Here is an 18,837-nt window from a genome sequence, read left to right on the forward strand (position 1 = left end):
AAAATACCACATTTTTAGCCATATTAATAAAAATCTAACATAAATCTAACAATTGGCTAACGTTTCTAATGCCGGAAAAGCTATACCTTTTCACTTGCTTGTTGAATTCGCCTTTGTCTTTCAATGTCTAAATCTCTAAAAAACTGAAAATAAAGATAGCAATATTTGGTCGTTTGGCGAAATATTGCTATTTTTGCATCCTATAATATTGCAAACTAGTTTGAAATCATGTCATTAATTGAAATTAAAAAGGTCGAAAGCAAGAAGGATTTGAAGACGTTCATCGACTTCCACTACGACCTCTACGAAGGCAACGAATACGATGTGCCTAATCTTTTCAGCGACGAAATGAATACCCTGAGCAAGGACAAGAACGCTGCGTTCGAGTTCTGCGAGGCAGAGTATTATCTTGCCTATAAGGATGGAAAGCTGGCAGGTCGCGTTGCTGCTATCATCAACCATAAGGCAAACAACAAGTGGGGAAAGAAATCCGTCCGATTCGGATGGATTGACTTCATCGACGACCGTGAGGTTTCGAAGGCTCTTCTGGATGCCGTTGAGAAATATGGCCGCGAGAAAGGCATGGAGGATGTGGTAGGTCCGCTTGGATTTACCGATATGGACCCTGAGGGTATGCTCGTCTGGGGATTCGACCAGCTCGGCACCATGCCTACCATCTATAATTACGCTTACTATCCGGAGCACATCGAGGCCCTGGAGGGTTTCGAGGTGGACAACAAATACGTGGAGTTCAAGATTATGGTGCCGGATGAGGTGCCTGAGAAGTACGCCAAGATTGCGATGATGATTGAGAAACGCTATAATCTGCATGTGCGCAAGCTTACCAAGAAGGATGTTTTCCAGGGCGGAATGGGTCAGAAAATCTTTGATCTCATCAACGATACCTACAAGGATCTCTATGGATATTCCGAACTCTCGCAGAAGCAGATAGACCAGCTTATCAAGTCGTATCTCGGTTTCCTCGACTTCAACCTCATCACCTGCATCGAGGATTGGACGGACGGAGAGCATAAGCTCATTGGTGTGGGAATCACCATGCCGTCGTTGGCTCATGCCCTGAGAAAGTGCCGCCGTGGCAGATTGCTGCCTTTCGGCTGGTTCCACGTGCTGAGAGCCATCAAGCAGCACAAGACCAACATCGTTGACCTCCTCCTCATCGGTATTCTTCCTGAATATCGTGCCAAGGGTGCCAATGCGCTTCTCTTTGCCGACCTGATTCCTTGGTACCAGAAGTACGGCATAGAATGGGGTGAAACCCAGGTTGAGCTGGAAACCAATGCCGGCGTGCAGGGACAGTGGGGAGCTTTGACCCCAGTGATGCACAAGCGCAGAAAATGCTACAAGAAGATTATCAAATAGATATCGAAAAGATTATTGAATAGTAATCAAGGAGATTATCAAATAGTAATCAAGAAGATAATTAAATAACAAGGAGTCAAGGAGTTAGGGAGTTAAGACAGATGTTTTTGAATCATAGCTCCTTAACTCCTCCTAAATTTTATAACTAGGAGGATTCTATGTCAGAAGATAATAACGAATTGAATGCCCCGCAGGAGCAGCAACAGCAGGAGCAGCAGCCGGTGGCTTATACCGACGACAACATCCGACATCTGAGCGATATGGAGCATGTGCGAACCCGTCCGGGTATGTACATCGGTCGTTTGGGCGACGGTAACTTGCCGGAGGATGGTATTTATGTGCTCCTGAAGGAGGTGGTGGATAACTCCATCGACGAATTCAAGATGAACGCCGGTTCCCGCATCGAAATCGACATCGAAGACCATCTGCGTGTCAGCGTGCGCGACTATGGCCGAGGCATTCCGCAGGGAAAACTCGTTGAGGCGGTGAGCGTGCTGAACACCGGAGGTAAGTATGATAGCAAGGCGTTCAAGAAGAGTGTGGGCTTGAACGGAGTGGGTGTGAAGGCGGTGAACGCCCTCAGCTCTCATTTCGAGGTGAAGTCGTTCCGTGAGGGAAAGGTGCGCCATCTGAAGTTTGAGAAAGGTATTCTGCAGAGCGATGTTACCGAGGATACTGAAGATGAGAATGGTACTTTCATCTATTTTGAGCCTGATAACACCCTCTTCAAGAACTATTCCTTCCACGACGACATCGTGGAAACCATGCTCCGCAACTATACTTATCTGAACACCGGTCTTACCATCATGCACAATGGCCGCCGCATCCTCAGCCGTCACGGTTTGAAGGATCTCCTTACGGATAATATGACCAACGAGGGCCTCTATGAGATTATCCACATGAAGGGCGAAGACATCGAGATAGCCTTTACCCATACCAACCAGTATGGTGAGGAATACTATTCTTTCGTGAACGGTCAGCACACCACCCAGGGCGGAACCCATCAGAGTGCCTTTAAGGAGCATATAGCCAAGACCATCAAGGAGTTCTTTGGCAAGTATGAGTATGGCGATATCCGTAACGGACTGGTGGCTGCCATCGCCCTGAACGTAGAGGAACCGGTGTTCGAGAGTCAGACGAAGATTAAGTTGGGTAGCACCACGATGACTCCGAATGGCGGCGAAACCATTAACAAGTATGTGGGCGATTTCCTGAAGAAGGAGGTGGATAACTATCTGCATATCCACAAGGACGTGGCTGAGATTCTGGAGAATAAAATCAAGGAGAGCGAGCGTGAGCGCAAGGCGATGGCGGGCGTTACCAAACTGGCTCGTGAGCGTGCCAAGAAGGCGAACCTCCACAACCGCAAGCTGCGCGATTGCCGCATCCACTTCAGCGATGCCAAGAACGAGCTGAAGGAGGCAAGTTCCATCTTCATCACCGAGGGTGATTCTGCCAGCGGAAGCATCACCAAGAGCCGTGACGTGAATACTCAGGCGGTGTTCTCGCTGCGAGGCAAGCCGTTAAACTGCTATGGCCTGACCAAGAAGGTGGTTTACGAGAACGAGGAGTTCAACCTGCTGCAGGCAGCCCTGGATATCGAGGACGGATTGGACGGATTGAGATATAATAAGGTGATTGTGGCTACCGATGCCGATGTAGATGGAATGCACATCCGCCTGCTCATCATCACCTTTTTCCTGCAGTTCTTCCCTGACCTCATCAAGAAGGGCCACGTGTATGTGCTTCAGACTCCATTGTTCCGAGTGCGCAACAAGCGAACCAAAATCAAGAACAAGCAGGCGGTGGCTGATGCCGATGCCAAACTGGGACCTAAGGAGAAGAAGGGCGATTTCATTACGCATTACTGCTACAGTGATGAGGAGCGCCAGCAAGCCATCAAGGCGCTGGGTCCTGACCCGGAAATCACCCGATTCAAGGGATTGGGAGAGATTTCGCCAGAAGAGTTTGCCCATTTCATAGGTCCGGATATGCGATTGGAGCAGGTAACGCTGCACAAGACCGACCAGGTGCAGAAGCTCCTGGAGTACTACATGGGTAAGAATACGATGGAACGTCAGAACTTCATCATCGACAACCTGGTGATTGAGGAGGATATTCCGGAGGAAGACTCAGCACCGCTGGATTAAGTGAAGAGTGAAGAACGAAGAGTGAAGAATTCAAGTGCTTTCAAGGGGTAACCATTGAAAAAAGCGCTGTTAACTGTTAACCTGTTAACTTTTAACTGTTACCTGTTAACTCTTGAAGGATTCTCTCTTTTCTAAACAATAAGTTCAAAGTAAATGAAGAAATATCTATTTATAGCGCTCCTGGCGTTCCTGGCAGTAACTTCTGCCAGTGCCCAGCTGCGTATCAAGATGGGCAAGAATAGCCCGATAGAGAAGTTGGGTAGGGCGGAAATCGCCATCATCAACCTCTATGTGGATAGTGTGGATGAGAACAAGCTTGTGGAGGATGCCATCAGAGGTATGCTCGAAAAGCTCGACCCTCATTCTTCCTACACCACAGCCAAGGAAACCAAGGCGATGAACGAACCGCTGAACGGAAGTTTCGACGGCATCGGCGTTCAGTTTAATATGGTAGATGACTCCCTGCTCGTTATCCAGCCGGTTACCAACGGACCATCAGAGAAGGTGGGTATCATTGCCGGCGACCGCATCGTTGCCGTAAACGATACCGCCATTTCGGGCGTGAAGATGAGCAAGGAGGAAATCATGAGGCGCCTCCGCGGTCCTAAGGGAACCACGGTGAATCTTACCATCGTGCGCCGTGGCATCAAGGACAAGCTTACCTTCAAGGTGAAGCGCGACAAGATTCCTGTAACCACGATGGATGCGGCTTACATGATTCGTCCGGGCATCGGTTACATCCGATTGGGAAGCTTCGGCCTCACCAGTCATAAGGAGGTGACCATGGCGATGGATTCGCTGAAGAAGAAGGGTATGAAAGACTTGATTTTCGACTTGGAGGATAATGGCGGCGGCTATCTTCAGACGGCGGCTCAGATAGCCAACGAGTTCCTGGAAAAGGGAGATCTCATCGTTTATACCAGCGGTCGTGCGGCTCCACGCCAGGAGTACAAGGCGCAGGCGAACGGCAGATGGCGCAAGGGCAAGGTGGTGGTGCTCACCAACGAGTTTACCGCTTCTGCCGCTGAGATTGTTTCCGGAGCCATCCAGGATCAGGACCGTGGTGTAGTGGTTGGTCGCAGAACCTTCGGCAAGGGATTGGTGCAGCGTCCGCTCACCTTCGATGATGGCAGCGAGATTCGCCTCACCATCGCCCATTATTATACGCCTAGCGGCAGATGCATCCAGAAGCCATATAAAAAAGGTGATAGACTGGATTATGCGATGGATCTCGACAAGCGATACAAGCACGGCGAGTTCACCAATCAGGACAGCATCCACCTTTCTGACAGCTTGAAGTATTACACATTGCGCAAGCATCGTGTGGTTTATGGTGGCGGCGGAATCATGCCCGATTATTTTGTGCCGCTGGACACAACGAAGTACACCAAGATGCATCGCCAGTTGGCAGCCAAGAGCATCGTCATCAACCAGAGCTTGAAGTTCATCGATGCGCATCGCAAGGAATTGAAGAATCAGTATAAGGATTTTAATAAGTTCCTGGCAAGCTACGAGGTTCCTTCTTCGCTCATCGATGCGATTATCGCCGAGGGCAAGAAGGAGAAGATAGAGCCGAAGGATGAGGCTGAATTGGTTCAGACGAAGAAATATCTGGCCGTGCAGCTGAAGGCACTTGTGGCAAGAGATATTTGGGATATGAGCCAATACTTCCAGGTTTGGAACGAGACCAACGAGATTGTTCAGCGTGCCGTGAAGCTGCTGACCACAGGGAAGTAACTATAGAAAAAACGGCTGTTAACTGTTAACCTGTTAACCCGTGAGGTAATGATATAAGAAAAGGTCGTGAGGTTTCTGATAGAACTTCACGACCTTTTATTGTGCATTTATCTTTTTCCGGATTCATTTACTTCTTCTCATGCATGCGATCCCATTTCAGATAGATTCCTGCAAGGATGGTGCCCGAAATACTGTGCCAGGCACAGCTGATGGCGCAAGGCAATACGGCGAGAGGCTGGGCAGCAAAGAAATTGCCAGCAAGAACCGTGGCAAGGCCGGCATTCTGCATTCCCACCTCAATACTGATGGTACGCTTCTTGGCAGTATTGAAGCCCGCCAGTTTTCCGGCAAGCCAGCCCAGAAGATAACCCAGGGTGTTGTGGCAGAAAACCACGGCAAAAGTCCAGAGGAAAAGCGATAAGCCACGAGCCACCAAATCATCGTGAACCGTAGAAATCACGCCTCCCACGATGATCGCCAGACACGTTACGCTGATGCCCGGCATCAGACTCTGGATGGTAGGGAAGCAATCCTTCTTGCCATAGATATAATTCAAGGCGCAGCCGATGGCCACAGGAATAATCGTGACTATCAGAATGTTGATGAACATTCCCACAGCATCTACATGGATAATCTCGCCTGCCGTAATCTTCATCAGCAGCGGAGTCATTACTGGCGCAAGAATCGTAGAGGCACAGGTCATTCCCACAGAAAAAGCCACGTCACCATGACACAGATAACTCATGATGTTGCTCGATACGCCGCCGGGGCAGCAACCCACCAGCAGGATGCCGAGCGACAGGGCTGGGTCAAGATGCCACACATGCACCAGGGTATAAGCCACGCCCGGCATGATGATGAACTGGGCGCAGGCACCGATGAACACATCCAGCGGGCGCTGAGCCAGAATCTTGAAGTCGTTGGTGGTCAGGGTCAAGCCCATGGTGAGCATGATGATACCGAGAATCACGGTTTGGGTAGTTCCGCGCACCCAGTCGAAGGTATGTGGGAAGAAGAATGTAAATACTGCTACACCTATTACAAAAATAGATGTGTAATTGGCCAGCCAACGGCTGAGCCCTTGAAAAAATCTAAGCATAATTCTATTCTTTTAAAAAATCCTGATATTTCTCTATATTTTTTCTATTCTCAATATTTCTCTCTGTTTCTTTCTGTTCCTCTCTTTTATTGTTATTTATTGTCTCTCTTTCTTTCCTCTCTTTCCTTTCCTCTCTTTCAATATCGAGTACAAAAGTACATCTTTTCTATCGAATAAACAAATTATTTGCCAAGAAAATGACAAATTATAACATTTTTAATAGATAACGCTTGCAATTCTGCACGAATCTTTTTGGATTGTGCAAAATCACAAGCAAAAATACAAGCAAAATAATTAGGCTTTTCTTCTTTAATTCCGCAACAAATGTGTAACTTTGCACCATATTATCGATAATAGTCATAGAATGAACGAAGATTTTGATATAAGACAACAGATGGTTTCGCCTGCCGAAAAGGAATTCGAGAAAGCACTGCGCCCACTGAAGTTCTCCGACTTCAGCGGACAGAATGGCGTGGTGGATAATCTCGAAGTCTTCGTAGAGGCTGCCAAGTATCGTGGCGAACCGCTCGACCATACCCTCTTACACGGTCCTCCGGGATTGGGTAAGACCACATTGAGTAACATCATCGCCAACGAACTGGGCGTGGGCTTCAAGATTACATCAGGCCCTGTGCTCGATAAGCCGGGCGACCTGGCAGGTATCCTTACCTCCCTGGAGCCTAACGATGTACTTTTCATCGACGAGATTCACCGCCTCTCGCCAGTGGTAGAGGAGTATCTCTATTCGGCGATGGAGGATTACCGCATCGACATCATGATAGACAAGGGTCCTTCGGCACGCAGCATCCAGATAGATCTGAATCCGTTTACCCTCGTGGGAGCCACCACCCGCAGCGGTCTTCTCACGGCTCCGCTCCGTGCCCGTTTCGGAATCAATCTGCATCTGGAATACTACGACCCTGAGACGCTTCAGAAGATTATCAAGCGAAGTGCGATGCTCCTGAATGTGCCTATAGAAGATGAGGCGGCAGTAGAAATCTCCCGCCGCTCTCGCGGAACCCCTCGTATTGCCAACTCTTTATTGCGAAGAGTGCGTGATTTCGCCCAGGTAAAGGGCAACGGAACCATCACCTTCGAGATAGCTCAGGTGGCACTCAAGGCACTGAACATCGACCAGTATGGCTTGGACGAGATAGACAACAAGATTCTCACCACCATCATCGACAAGTTCCGTGGAGGTCCGGTGGGCGTAAGCACCATTGCCACGGCTATCGGCGAAGATGGCGGCACCGTAGAGGAGGTTTACGAGCCATTCCTCATCATGGAAGGCTTCATCAAGCGCACGCCTCGTGGACGTATGGCCACCAAGCTTGCCTATGAGCATCTGGGCAGGAATCCGTATGGAAGCAACATCATGCAGGGCGACCTGTTTGAATAATGAGTAGTTATTAGTGATTAGTTATTAGTGATTAATGATTAGAGATTGATGAGAATAGGGATATTTACGGGTACATTCGACCCATTTACGATAGGACATCAGAACATCGCCGAGCGTGCCTTGCCCATGTTCGACAAGCTCGTGATAGCAGTAGCGATGAGCAAGCTGAAGCACGCCAGCGAGGAAATCTCGAAGCGTGTAGAAGATATCAGAAAGGTTTTCCCGAAGGAATGTGCAGAGCTGGTAGATGCAGAGGATGCATCCAAGGGCTATCGCCTGGAGGTGGTTGCCTATGATGACCTCACCATCGACCTGGCGCATCGCCTGGGAGCCAAGTTCCTGGTTCGCGGCGTCCGCTCTGCCAAGGATTTCGAGTACGAGCGAGAGCAGGCGGATATCAACAAGCAGTTGGGCGGCGTAGAAACCATCCTGCTGTTTTCCGACCCAAGATACAGCAGCATCAGCTCAACGCTGGTTAGGGAATTGAGGTTCTTCGGAAGAGAAGTAGATGAATTTTTACCAAAAATAAAATAAAAATAGGAGGAAGAAGCGTATGATAACATACAATGTAGATGGCGTGAAAATGCCAAAGATCAAGAAGCGCGACACCAGTGCCTGGATTCGCAAGGTAGCTGCCTCTCATGGCCGCAAGGTGGGAGAGATAGGCTATATGTTTGTAGATGACGAGAAGATTCTCGAAGTGAACAACGAGTATCTGGGTCATGATTACTATACCGATGTCATCACCTTCGATTACGATGAGGATGATGTGATTAATGGCGACATCGTGATTTCGCTGGATACGGTTCGTACCAATGCCGAGCAGTTTGGCAAGACCTACGATGATGAGCTTCACCGCGTCATCATCCACGGCATCCTGCACCTCTGCGGAATTAACGACAAAGGTCCGGGAGAGCGCGAAATCATGGAGGAGAACGAGAACAAGGCATTAGCCCTGCTCGAAGGTGCTTCTATATTGAAGAAGTAAATTCCCCTCAGAATGTGAGGCGTCATCCCCCTCTCATCCTTGGGAAAGTATAGAAAATACAGCTGTTAACTGTTAACCTGTTAACTCCTTCATGTGGTTAATGATGCGAGCTGTTTGTCTTGGTGATGTTTCTCGTCAGATTTTTAGGCACGGATTACACGGATTTTTCGGAAAAAGAATGACTAAAAAAGCAAAAAATAGCAGATTTGGGCTTTTGTTTTGAGTTTCAAGTGGTTGTGGCAGTTGTTGGCTTTAAGTGACGTTCGTGAGGAAATGCGAAAATGGCGGATTTGAGAAGTAGAAACGCTTTCAAGTCATTACCTCAAAGAAACTCTCTAATAAGCATTTTTAACGGCTTCGGTTTTTACTTCTCAATTCTGCACAGGTTGTGAATTTGCCATGCAACTCTCATGATTTAATTTTGCACAGAACAAAAAGCAAGGAATTATGAGAAGTACATTCAAGACAGTCTTCTATGTAAACGGAAGCAAGGAGAGAAACGGAATTGTCCCTATCATGGGACGTGTGACAATCAACGGAACTATCGCACAGTTCAGTTGCAAGCTGAGCGTGACCAAGGCGATATGGGATGCCAAGGGCAACAGAGCCAAAGGCAGAAGCAAGGAAGCCAATGAGGTGAACTTTGCGCTTGATAACATCAAGGCTCAAATCGCTAAGCATTACCAACGGCTTTCCGACCGTGAGGCGTTCGTTACCGCTGAAATGGTGAGAAACGCATATCAAGGCATAGGTACGGAGTATGAGACATTACTCAGAGCTTTTGACAAGGAGAACGCAGCCTTTGCCCAACGCGTGGGAAAAGACCGAGCTGTCCGAACCTACCGCAAGTATCTGACGGTAAGAAAGTACGTTGCCGAGTTCATCAAATTTCAGTACAAGCGCAGCGATATGTCCATGAATGAGCTTACCGAGGAGTTCATCCGTGATTTTTGTCTGTATTTGAAGAATGTCATTGGACTCACGCAATCTACCATTTGGATATACTCCATACCATTGAAGCATATCGTCACGGCAGCACACTACAACGGCAAGATACAGAGAAATCCGTTTGCCATGTACCACGTTGACCCAGACCACAAGGAGCGTGAGTTCTTGACAGAGGAAGAATTGGACATATTTGCAGGAATAGAGTTGGAAAATCCCAACTTTGCTTTTGCGAGAGACTTGTTTATGTTTGGTTGTTGGACAGGTATCTCTTTCGTTGACATCAAGAATCTTACAGAGGACAATGTTGCCATTATAAGTGGGTCTCCATGGATAGTTTCTCAGCGTCAAAAGACAGGCGTACCATTCAAAATTAAACTGATAGATGCAGCCATACAGATAATTGAACGTTACAAGCCATTGAGAAAAGATATGCACTTGTTTAATATTGGCTCACTTGACATGGTAAACAAGCGTATAAAGAAAGTGGCAAAAATGTGTGGCATCAAGAAGCGAATTTCATTTCATGTAAGCCGGCATTCGTTCGCAGTTTTGGCTTTAAACTACGGTATGCCGATAGAGAGTGTAAGCAAGATACTGGGACATACGGACATCGCCACAACACAAATTTACGCAAAGGTGACAAGTACTAAATTGGAGCATGACATATCAGCTTTTGAAAGTCGAATCAAGGGGCATATGCCGACAATGGGGGGAATGGCATGAAAAGGACTGTAATCACCGTGGACGGAAATGGAATGTTATCCATTCCGTCCAACTTGCAAGACTTGTGGATGAGTGAGGGTGAATTGGTTGATATGCTTCATGTCACCGCCATGAAACTCCATGCTGTGATAAGGTCAATATACAAGGATGGTTTATTGACGGTGTCGGAAGTCCAACAGAAACAGGAAACTTCCAATGGCATTTGGCAAACGTTGTATGGCTTTCCGATGATTGTTGCCCTTTGCTTCCGTATAAACTCATACGGGGCCGCTCGGTTTCGTGCCACCATCTTCAAGAGATTGTACGGGGCAAAAGAGAAAAGTAGTGTCATTATCCTACAACTCAATAGAAGAACAACCGCCTTTAGTTGAATGTCCTCTTGCTTGTTTGTTGGCTTGGCGCTGTCGTACTGTCGTGAATAAGTACTGAAGCATAAGCATGACATTCTTACTTGTAGGGGGATGAGTTCTGTTCCTAAAAATGACGGACAAAACACCCCTTATTTTTGTTGAATTGTTGAATATGATGAAAGAAGTATTGAACATCAGGCATTTACGGTTCAACATATTCTCAACAAATCTCTCAACAAAAGAAAGATAATGTTGAAAAGAGAAAACCATGAACACCATTCCTTTCTTTCTTTTTTGCCCAGTAATTTGTTGTGTAGAGCTATTTGTTGAGAGTTTGTTGAGGGTATAAGTGGTTGGTTCTCATAAAGATAACACCTATCTTCAACAATTCAACGTTTTACATGCCCTCACTTGGTACGCTGTAAAATGTGCTTGTGGATTAATTGGCAACCGCTCTATTCTCCGAAATGGTTGCAGCAACGTTCCTTGGAGGCTTTGCGCCTCCAGCCACTTGGGCGAACCTCCGCAGTGTTTTAGCATGGCATTAGATTTATGCAGACTATACCGAGGACACACAGCACACTCGGCATAGTTCACAAAGGAAATCAACAACACACAACTGAAACACTTGGCAAGTTTCACACTGAAAATATCACCTTTTCCTTTGCAAACTCCATGTACAAAGTAGCTTGTGTCTGTGACCTTGTTCTTTCAATGTGGCAGCTTTGATGTTTGGCGTAAATTGAGAGAATTAAGGTCTGCAACCTTGGGCATGGAAAGCCGAAAGGCAAATATCTCGTCTTTTGTTCTTAGAGGAGGGAGCGAGGTTATGTTTCGGGAACCCCAAAACTCCTCGCTCCACCATGAGGGTGGAGAATTTTTGCTCCCGATGGTCGCAGAAAATGAGTATACCAACTGCAATTACTGCCATTATATGCTAAATTTTGTTATATATCTATATAATTGTGTTAATAATATTCTTTTTCTTTGGCAGTTAAAGAAAAGCATCCTATCTTTATAAGCAAAACAATTAATTTAAATTGAAACAAAATTAAATAGTCATGCGTATGAAAAAGTTGATTTTTATGTTTCTTGCTATTCTTCTTTGTGGAATAGTTCAAGCTCAGAATGCAGAAGTAACCTTGAACAACGGCACCTTTGTGAAAGGTGACATTAAGAAGTTTTCCTTTAATGTAGACAATTACCATGAGTTCAGAATCAAAAAAACTGATGGTGAGAAGGCAGACTTCGCATCTACTGATGTAAAAGAGATAAAATACTATAACAAGAAGGCTGGAGAATGGGAAAACTGGATTCCGATGGTTGCCCAGATGGGAATGAGCATGTCTTATAAAGAGAATCCGAAACTCTACAAAAATCCGGTATTCCTTCAGCCAGTTTATGAGGGGAAAAACATTTCTGCCTATATTCACTATATAAACACAGCTACCCATGTGAAATCGGGAAGTATTTACAGATTGGCTATCATGTTTTATTACAAAGCCAAGAATGAGGACTTTGCAAGAACCTATTATTTGAAGGATAATAGCATTGGAGGAATTGGTCAAAAGACTGTGCTAAAAATGTATTTTAAAGGTTATCCTCAGATAAAGGAAATACTCAAAGGTCTAAGTATGAAAGAGATTCGTAAAGACCCTACTATATTAGTCAGAAAACTTGATGAAGTTTTGGAATAACTTCCTTGATTATGATTTATGACAAAGTTTTTGTAATCAAATTTTTGTAGTGTTAAAAATATCTATCGAAACATTAAATAAACGTACATATGAAAAAGTTACTTTTTATCATCTTTTTAATGGTGTTCTCGTTTGCGACAATAGCAAACGCAAAGAAACCTAAAGAGAAAGTTTCATGGCCTAAGGCAGTGCTGACTCTTAAAGACGGTACTGTGCTCAACGGCTATTTGCAGAACGACATCCACTTCATGAAAAAAAACATCTATTTCAGTGAAACACAAAATGGTAAGGATGTAAAATACAAAATCGTAGACATTAAATCCCTTGTGGTGGACAATGCTATGCAAGACGGCAAGAAGCGAACTTTCGTTCTTAATGAAGATGACCCTACATTCCCTTTTATGGCAACTGAAATTTACAAGGGTAAACATGTTACGGGCTATATGCAGCCGTTTGCTTTTGAAAGTTCCACCCACAGCAGGTCGTTTACTGGTATATGGACAAATAATACCGTTTACTTGGGCTGTAGGGGATATCACTATATGGTTGATAGCGGCAAGCATGTTTACTATTGGATGTTATTTGAGGATAAAAAAATTAATTCCAAAAGAGAAAAATATTCTCAAAAGAAACTGTTGAAAAAGATAAAGGATAAATTCAAGGACTATCCTGCCGTCGCTGAAGAAGTGGAAAAGAGAGGACTCACTGCTGAGCAAATCCACGAGGACCCTACCATTCTTCTTGAAATCCTTGACAAGAGTCTGCAATAATCTTTTGTCTTTTCCCCCATACAAATGCTTCCGTACTTTCGCAGTATGGAAGCATTTTTCAATTTATCCCTCCCCACAGGTTGGCGGTTCATTCTCTGTAGGTCTCAGATGTTCTTGTTACTACTCAGCCCCTAAAAATGAATTTCAAGTACTCATTTGACATAATAGCCTATTTTGTAGCATAAATATAGCCAAAATCATCAATATTTTGCGGATTTGACACATCCAAGGGGTGTTGAGTAGTACGTATATGGCAGCAACTGAAAATAAAATCTAAAAAATGGATATGATTTTCATCAATCCACATAAATGTTGTACCTTTGTCACCGAAAAGAGTTGTTTGACAAGTAATGCAAACTTATGTATAATACAGAAGTTAAAACTATTACCAAGTCATTACCTCTATTGAGGTGAAACACTTGTAAATCGCTCATTTTTAGCTATTCGGCATATTTTAGCAGAATTTTTCTAAAAAATACATGGCGCAAGCCTCCGCGTAATCCGTGTAATCCGTGCCTAAAAATAAATCGTGCCTAAAAATAAATCGTGCCTAAAAATAATCCGTGCCTAAAATTTATTCTATCGCCTTGATTCTCTCTCGGCATTCTTTCAATATTTCTTTCAATTCCTCCACGGTAGTGGCTCTCAGCATGGCGATTCTCGTCTGGCGGAAATCGGGAATGCCTTTGAAGATAGGGGAGGCGGCTAGGTGGCGACGGGTGTGGAGAATGCCTCTGTACTCGTCGATGCGCTCCACGTTGATGCGAAGCTGCTCCTCCAGGAGGTCAATCTTCTCATCTACGGTGAGTGGGGCTGCACCCGTATTATCCAGATAATCACGTATTTCCTTGAAAATCCAAGGTCTTCCAAAAGTGGCTCTGCCTATCATCACCGCATCCACACCATAACGCTCAAAAGCAAGCTTGGCTTCTTCCGGGGTCGTAATGTCGCCGTTGCCGATGATAGGAATATGGATGCGGGGATTGTTCTTCACCTCACCTATGAGGCTCCAGTCGGCTTCTCCGGTGTACATTTGGCTACGGGTTCTGCCGTGGATGGTGAGCGCCTGGATTCCGCAATCCTGCAGCTGCTCGGCAAGGTCGGTGATGATGAGGTTCTCGCAATCCCAACCCAATCGGGTTTTCACGGTTACGGGCACGTTTACCGCCTTCACCACCTCTCTTGTAATATCCAGCATCAGCGGAATATTCCGGAGCATTCCGGCTCCCGCACCCTTTCCGGCAACCTTTTTCACCGGACAACCGAAGTTAATATCAATCACATCCGGCTTCGCCTGTTCCACAATCTTGGCAGCTTCCACCATATCCTCGGTGGTTCTGCCGTAAATCTGAATGCCCACAGGGCGCTCCTCATCGCTTATCGTAAGCTTGCTGACTGTGCTCTTGATGCTTCGCACCAAGGCTTCCGCCGATACGAACTCAGTATAAACCATGGCAGCTCCGAATCGCTTGCAGAGCATGCGAAAGCCAATATCCGTTACGTCTTCCATCGGAGCGAGGAAGAGGGGCTGAGGCCCAAATTCTATATTACCTATTTTCATGAGTTTCGAGTGAAATCTTCTTATTCCTATGATGTATATCTTCTTTTTTGCGGCTGCAAAGTTACTGCTTTTTTCTGAAAATAAAGAATATACTACTTCAAAAGATGATACATTCCTCCTGCAAAGGTCTTGATGACTCCCTTCATCTCCAATGTGAAGAGGAGGGAAGTGAGGCGAGAAATGTCGATATTCGTCTTTACGGAGATGAGATTCACTTGCAGGTCGTTGGTCTTGGAGAGGACATCTACGATGAGTTGCTCCTCGGGCGATAACTCCGGGAAGAGGCTGCGCTCGATGCCTTGCTGCTTGGCTCGCATCAGCGTAGCATCATCCTGCCATCCCATATCCTTGATGAAGTCGGCGGCACTGGTGATGAGACCTGCCCCGTTGTTTCTTATCAGATTGTTGCACCCCTCGCTATATGCGTCCCCGATACGGCCAGGAAAGGTAAAAACATCCCTGCCGTAGGATTGTGAAATATCGCAGGTGATGAGACCTCCGCCATGGGCGGCGCTCTCTATCAGGATGCAGGCATCCGACATTCCTGCCACGATGCGGTTGCGGCGCACGAAGTTGATTTTATCTGCATTTGTTTGGGTGAGGAATTCGGTGAGCAAACCGCCTTGCTCTATCATTCTGGCAGCCGTTTCCCGGTGCTGGCGTGGGTAGAGGTCGTCCAAGCCATGCGCCAGTACGCCCACGGTTTCGTAGCCGCAGGCGAGTGCCTGCCGGTGCGCCACGATATCCACGCCATAGGCTAAGCCGCTCACGATGAGCACACGAGGTGAGAGCTGCTTCAAATCCGTAATAAAGCGGCGGATAAGGTCCTCGCCGTAAGGAGTGCAGCGGCGTGTGCCCACGATATTGATAACCCGCTGCTGGTTCAGGTTGGCATTGCCTTTATAGAAGAGCATGAGCGGCGCATCATCGCAATCCTTGAGTCGTTGCGGATAACGTTCGTCGTTCATCGTTATCGGTTCTATTCCGTATCTGATATCGTATTCCAGTTCCTCTTCAGCCCGTTTTCGAGCCTCGTCGCAGTTTTGGATAGCGTTCACGAGTTTATCCGAGGCATCGGGCAGGATGTCTCTCAGGTCGTTCTTATGCTCAAGGATGAGCGTGGCGGAGCCCACCTTTCTATATAGCTCCAGCATTCCCGCAAGGCTAAAGTAATTCAGCCTTGTTAAGAGTATAGTATTTAATATTTCCTGTTGGTCACCCATAATCTTAAAAAATAATTAGTTATCTTTTCAAGTATTCATACCCAATCCTGCACCTAAGGCATTCCTTCTTGTCGCAGTATTCTTTCTTCAGCTGGATAAGCGCCTGGCTATCACCGGCGTTCTCCACCTCCAGGCCGCACTGCTGCCACATCCTTACTATATGGTTATTCTCAGCCTTCAGCTCCTCCAGGAAATCGAAGGCACGGTCGCAGTATTTCTCCTCACCCCGGTGCCTTCCGTAAGCAAAGAGAATAGGAACCACGGTGTTGATGATGAGCAGATTGAGCGAGAAAGGGGAGAGGTGCTTCTCGTTGCGGATGCTCGTGCTTCCGAAGGTATAATGAGTTTCCCAATACCCCGTAACGCTGGTGGCAAGCACCTTCTTTGCCTCCTTCACCGTAGAAGCCTCCAGCAGCTGGCTTAATCCCGCACGGCGGTTATAATAAAGATTCGCCAGCTGCGAAATGCGGATATGCGGGAAGTTCTGCGGGCGAAGTCTCAGAAAACGCCATAGCTTGTAATCCATCGGCTGCAGCGAGAATTTGTGCGAGAGATAAAGATACTCATTTCTCAATCTCGCAAAATACCCGTCGTTCAGGGCGTCTTTCTGATATCTTTCGGGAATGGTGTTCAGCTCCAGCAATCCCGCTTGCCCCATGAAGATAGCCTCTATCTGGAAGAGGTCATCCCGGTGATGATCCACCGCCCTCAGAGGCAGTTTCAGCGCCCACTGCTCAAAGGCATCGCCATTGATTCCGAAACCATAGTTTCTGGCCAGAGTCACGAAGTAAGCATTCTCCCAGTCGCCGTTGCAGCGGCGCACACGCTCCTCTATCGCCTCCGTCTTCTGCGAAAGGCGCTCGGTTTGCAGAGCACTCATCCACGAATGCACGGTGAGTTTCGAGAGCGATGGAATAATCTGATAGCAAGGAGGATACTGGTCGATGGTGAGCAGCTCCTGATAGTGCTTCAGCACATGATCCGGAATATCGAGCTGCATCTGAACCAGCAGGGCACCCTTCGAGTTCCGGGCTTCCACGTCGATGGTGCCGCAGACGTGCAGAATCACGTTGTCGTATCTCTCATCCTTGTCGTGGGCATGAAGATACCAGTCGCTCGCCTTGTCGTGAATCTCCACGTTGCCCACCCACAGCGTACCGTTAATCTTGATTTTAGCGTTGAAGAAATCGGGCCCTGCATTGCGATTGTGCAATCCGGGGTCGATGACTTCCACCTGCCTGTGGTCGGTGGTGGAAAGAGGGGAGAGTGGGAAGAGTTTGTGCTTCCACACATAGTGAAGTAGTTGCTCCATGTTGTTTCGGCTTTATAGGGTTTATGGATTTATAGGATTGCCTCTTTCGGATCGCAAGTTCTGATGCTTGTCCTTTTGGTGCAAGTTTTTTCGCTCGTGTGCGGAAGGGGTATTGAAAAATCAGCTGTTAACTGTTAACCTGTTAACTGTTACGGAGGTATTTCTCGAACGCCTTGTCGTATTCCTCGCTGTTGCCCAGCCTTCCGTTAATCAGGCAAACCAGCTCAACGGTGGCCTTCAGGCAGAGCTTCTCATCGCTGGCACGGAAGATGTCCTGATGAAAGACATATCTCACGCCCTGCTTCTCCAGCCACAAACGCGAGAAAAACTCATCATCGCATTGCAGCGGAACCTTGTACTGCAGGTTCATTCTCGCCACCACAGCATCCACGCCCTTGTTGTGCATTTCGGCAAAGCTGAGGCCGCACTCCTTCAGAAAGAGATGGCGGGTATGCTCCATGTAGTGCAGATAGTTGGCGTTGTTCACAATACCCTCAATGTCGCACTCGTAATCCCTCACTTCCATCTTCGTCTCAAATATGTATTTGCTCATCATTTTCTCTTTTTTAGTTACTAAATGAGGCTAAAAGCCCTAAATCACTGCAAAAATAACCAAAATTTTCTATTTATTATAATAATAACCCGTATTTTTCAAGGTTTTTCGAAGAAAAATGTGTATTTTTGCATAAGAAATGAGTAAAAAACAAATAAAATTTAGATAAAGATGAAAATAGCTTTGATTGGCTACGGAAAGATGGGACACATGATCGAGGAGATCGCCCTGCAGCGTGGCCACGAAATCGTATGTAAGATTGACGTGAATAACCCTGAGGATATCGACAGTCCGGAGTTCTGCTCTGCCGATGTTGCCATCGAGTTTACTAACCCTACTGCCGCCTACGGCAACTATCTGAAGGCATTCTCTCACAACGTGAAGGTGGTTTCAGGTTCCACTGGTTGGATGAAAGACCATAAGGAAGACGTGGAGAAACTCTGCGCCGACGGAAAGCAGACCCTCTTCTGGGCATCTAACTTCAGCATCGGAGTAGCCATTTTCTCTGCCGTAAACCGCTATCTGGCAAAGATCATGAACGGATTCCCACAGTACTCAGTATGCATGCAGGAAACCCACCACGTTCATAAGCTCGATGCGCCATCAGGCACAGCCATCACACTGGCCGAGGAAATCATCGACAACATCGATAGAAAGAAGGATTGGAAGCGTGGCGTAACCTACTGGACAGAGGATGGCCATCACGATGAGGGCGATGCTAACATCACCGACGAAGACCTGGTTATCAACTGCGTACGCGATGGCGAGGTTCCTGGAATTCACGCCGTGATGTATGATTCAGATGCTGATATGATTACCATCGAGCACAGTGCCCACTCACGCAAGGGCTTCGCCCTGGGAGCCGTTCTTGCAGCAGAGTTCACAGCCAACCATTCAGGTTTGCTCACCACATCAGATTTATTTAAGTTCTAATAAATCTAATAAAT

15 protein-coding genes are annotated in these 18,837 nt (G+C 46.6%); 10 read left to right on the plus strand and 5 right to left on the minus strand.

Annotated features, from left to right (window positions below):
* Nucleotides 1–228 precede the first annotated feature (228 nt).
* The 3 genes from KUA49_RS14300 to KUA49_RS14310 all read left to right on the plus strand — a co-directional run bounded on the left by KUA49_RS14300 (nucleotide 229) and on the right by KUA49_RS14310 (nucleotide 5,267).
* Nucleotides 229–1,380 carry an N-acetyltransferase gene (locus KUA49_RS14300; protein WP_218413492.1) on the plus strand — a complete coding sequence of 384 codons (1,152 nt, stop codon included), beginning with the start codon at nucleotides 229–231 and terminating at the stop codon, nucleotides 1,378–1,380.
* 158 nt (nucleotides 1,381–1,538) lie between these two features.
* Nucleotides 1,539–3,530, plus strand: coding sequence for a DNA topoisomerase IV subunit B (locus tag KUA49_RS14305; RefSeq protein ID WP_218413493.1), 1,992 nt, complete (start codon nucleotides 1,539–1,541; stop codon nucleotides 3,528–3,530).
* Between the two features lie 153 nt (nucleotides 3,531–3,683).
* Nucleotides 3,684–5,267, plus strand: coding sequence for a S41 family peptidase (locus tag KUA49_RS14310; RefSeq protein ID WP_218413494.1), 1,584 nt, complete (start codon nucleotides 3,684–3,686; stop codon nucleotides 5,265–5,267).
* A 127-nt stretch (nucleotides 5,268–5,394) separates the two neighbouring features.
* On the opposite strand, the gene KUA49_RS14315 is transcribed toward KUA49_RS14310, so the two are convergent.
* Nucleotides 5,395–6,366, minus strand: coding sequence for a bile acid:sodium symporter family protein (locus tag KUA49_RS14315; protein ID WP_203041686.1), 972 nt, complete (start codon nucleotides 6,364–6,366; stop codon nucleotides 5,395–5,397).
* Nucleotides 6,367–6,730: 364 nt separating this feature from the next.
* On the opposite strand from KUA49_RS14315, the gene ruvB reads away from it, so the two are divergent.
* From ruvB to KUA49_RS14345, 6 genes are all read left to right on the plus strand, one after another.
* Nucleotides 6,731–7,765, plus strand: a complete 1,035-nt coding sequence (gene ruvB / locus KUA49_RS14320) for a Holliday junction branch migration DNA helicase RuvB (protein WP_203051480.1) — start codon at nucleotides 6,731–6,733, stop codon at nucleotides 7,763–7,765.
* Between the two features lie 48 nt (nucleotides 7,766–7,813).
* A complete protein-coding gene (coaD, locus tag KUA49_RS14325) occupies nucleotides 7,814–8,299 on the plus strand; it encodes a pantetheine-phosphate adenylyltransferase (protein WP_203051479.1) in 486 nt (161 codons plus the stop codon).
* A 19-nt stretch (nucleotides 8,300–8,318) separates the two neighbouring features.
* Entirely contained in the window at nucleotides 8,319–8,753 is a 435-nt protein-coding gene (gene ybeY / locus KUA49_RS14330) for an rRNA maturation RNase YbeY (protein ID WP_006848933.1), read from the plus strand.
* A gap of 447 nt (nucleotides 8,754–9,200) precedes the next feature.
* On the plus strand, nucleotides 9,201–10,424 hold the full coding sequence (locus KUA49_RS14335) for a site-specific integrase (RefSeq protein ID WP_022459668.1): 1,224 nt from the start codon (nucleotides 9,201–9,203) through the stop codon (nucleotides 10,422–10,424).
* 1,417 nt (nucleotides 10,425–11,841) lie between these two features.
* Nucleotides 11,842–12,471 (plus strand): hypothetical protein, encoded by a 630-nt coding sequence (locus KUA49_RS14340; protein ID WP_118081388.1) that lies wholly within the window; start codon nucleotides 11,842–11,844, stop codon nucleotides 12,469–12,471.
* An 89-nt stretch (nucleotides 12,472–12,560) separates the two neighbouring features.
* Nucleotides 12,561–13,241, plus strand: coding sequence for a hypothetical protein (locus tag KUA49_RS14345; protein WP_118081390.1), 681 nt, complete (start codon nucleotides 12,561–12,563; stop codon nucleotides 13,239–13,241).
* A gap of 574 nt (nucleotides 13,242–13,815) precedes the next feature.
* On the opposite strand, the gene dusB is transcribed toward KUA49_RS14345, so the two are convergent.
* The 4 genes from dusB to KUA49_RS14365 all read right to left on the minus strand — a co-directional run bounded on the left by dusB (nucleotide 13,816) and on the right by KUA49_RS14365 (nucleotide 17,890).
* Nucleotides 13,816–14,802: a tRNA dihydrouridine synthase DusB gene (gene dusB / locus KUA49_RS14350; protein ID WP_118152516.1), complete on the minus strand. Its 987-nt coding sequence runs from the start codon at nucleotides 14,800–14,802 to the stop codon at nucleotides 13,816–13,818.
* A gap of 92 nt (nucleotides 14,803–14,894) precedes the next feature.
* Nucleotides 14,895–16,025 (minus strand): DNA-processing protein DprA, encoded by a 1,131-nt coding sequence (dprA, locus tag KUA49_RS14355; protein ID WP_218413225.1) that lies wholly within the window; start codon nucleotides 16,023–16,025, stop codon nucleotides 14,895–14,897.
* A gap of 19 nt (nucleotides 16,026–16,044) precedes the next feature.
* A complete protein-coding gene (locus KUA49_RS14360; protein WP_218413224.1) occupies nucleotides 16,045–17,337 on the minus strand; it encodes a DUF2851 family protein in 1,293 nt (430 codons plus the stop codon).
* 142 nt (nucleotides 17,338–17,479) lie between these two features.
* Nucleotides 17,480–17,890 (minus strand): acyl-CoA thioesterase, encoded by a 411-nt coding sequence (locus KUA49_RS14365; RefSeq protein WP_218413227.1) that lies wholly within the window; start codon nucleotides 17,888–17,890, stop codon nucleotides 17,480–17,482.
* A gap of 171 nt (nucleotides 17,891–18,061) precedes the next feature.
* Here KUA49_RS14365 and dapB point away from each other — a divergent pair, with 171 nt between their 5' ends.
* Entirely contained in the window at nucleotides 18,062–18,823 is a 762-nt protein-coding gene (dapB, locus tag KUA49_RS14370; RefSeq protein WP_119248609.1) for a 4-hydroxy-tetrahydrodipicolinate reductase, read from the plus strand.
* Nucleotides 18,824–18,837: the final 14 nt, after the last annotated feature.

Source organism: Segatella copri (genome assembly GCF_019249655.2).
Lineage (GTDB): Bacteria > Bacteroidota > Bacteroidia > Bacteroidales > Bacteroidaceae > Prevotella.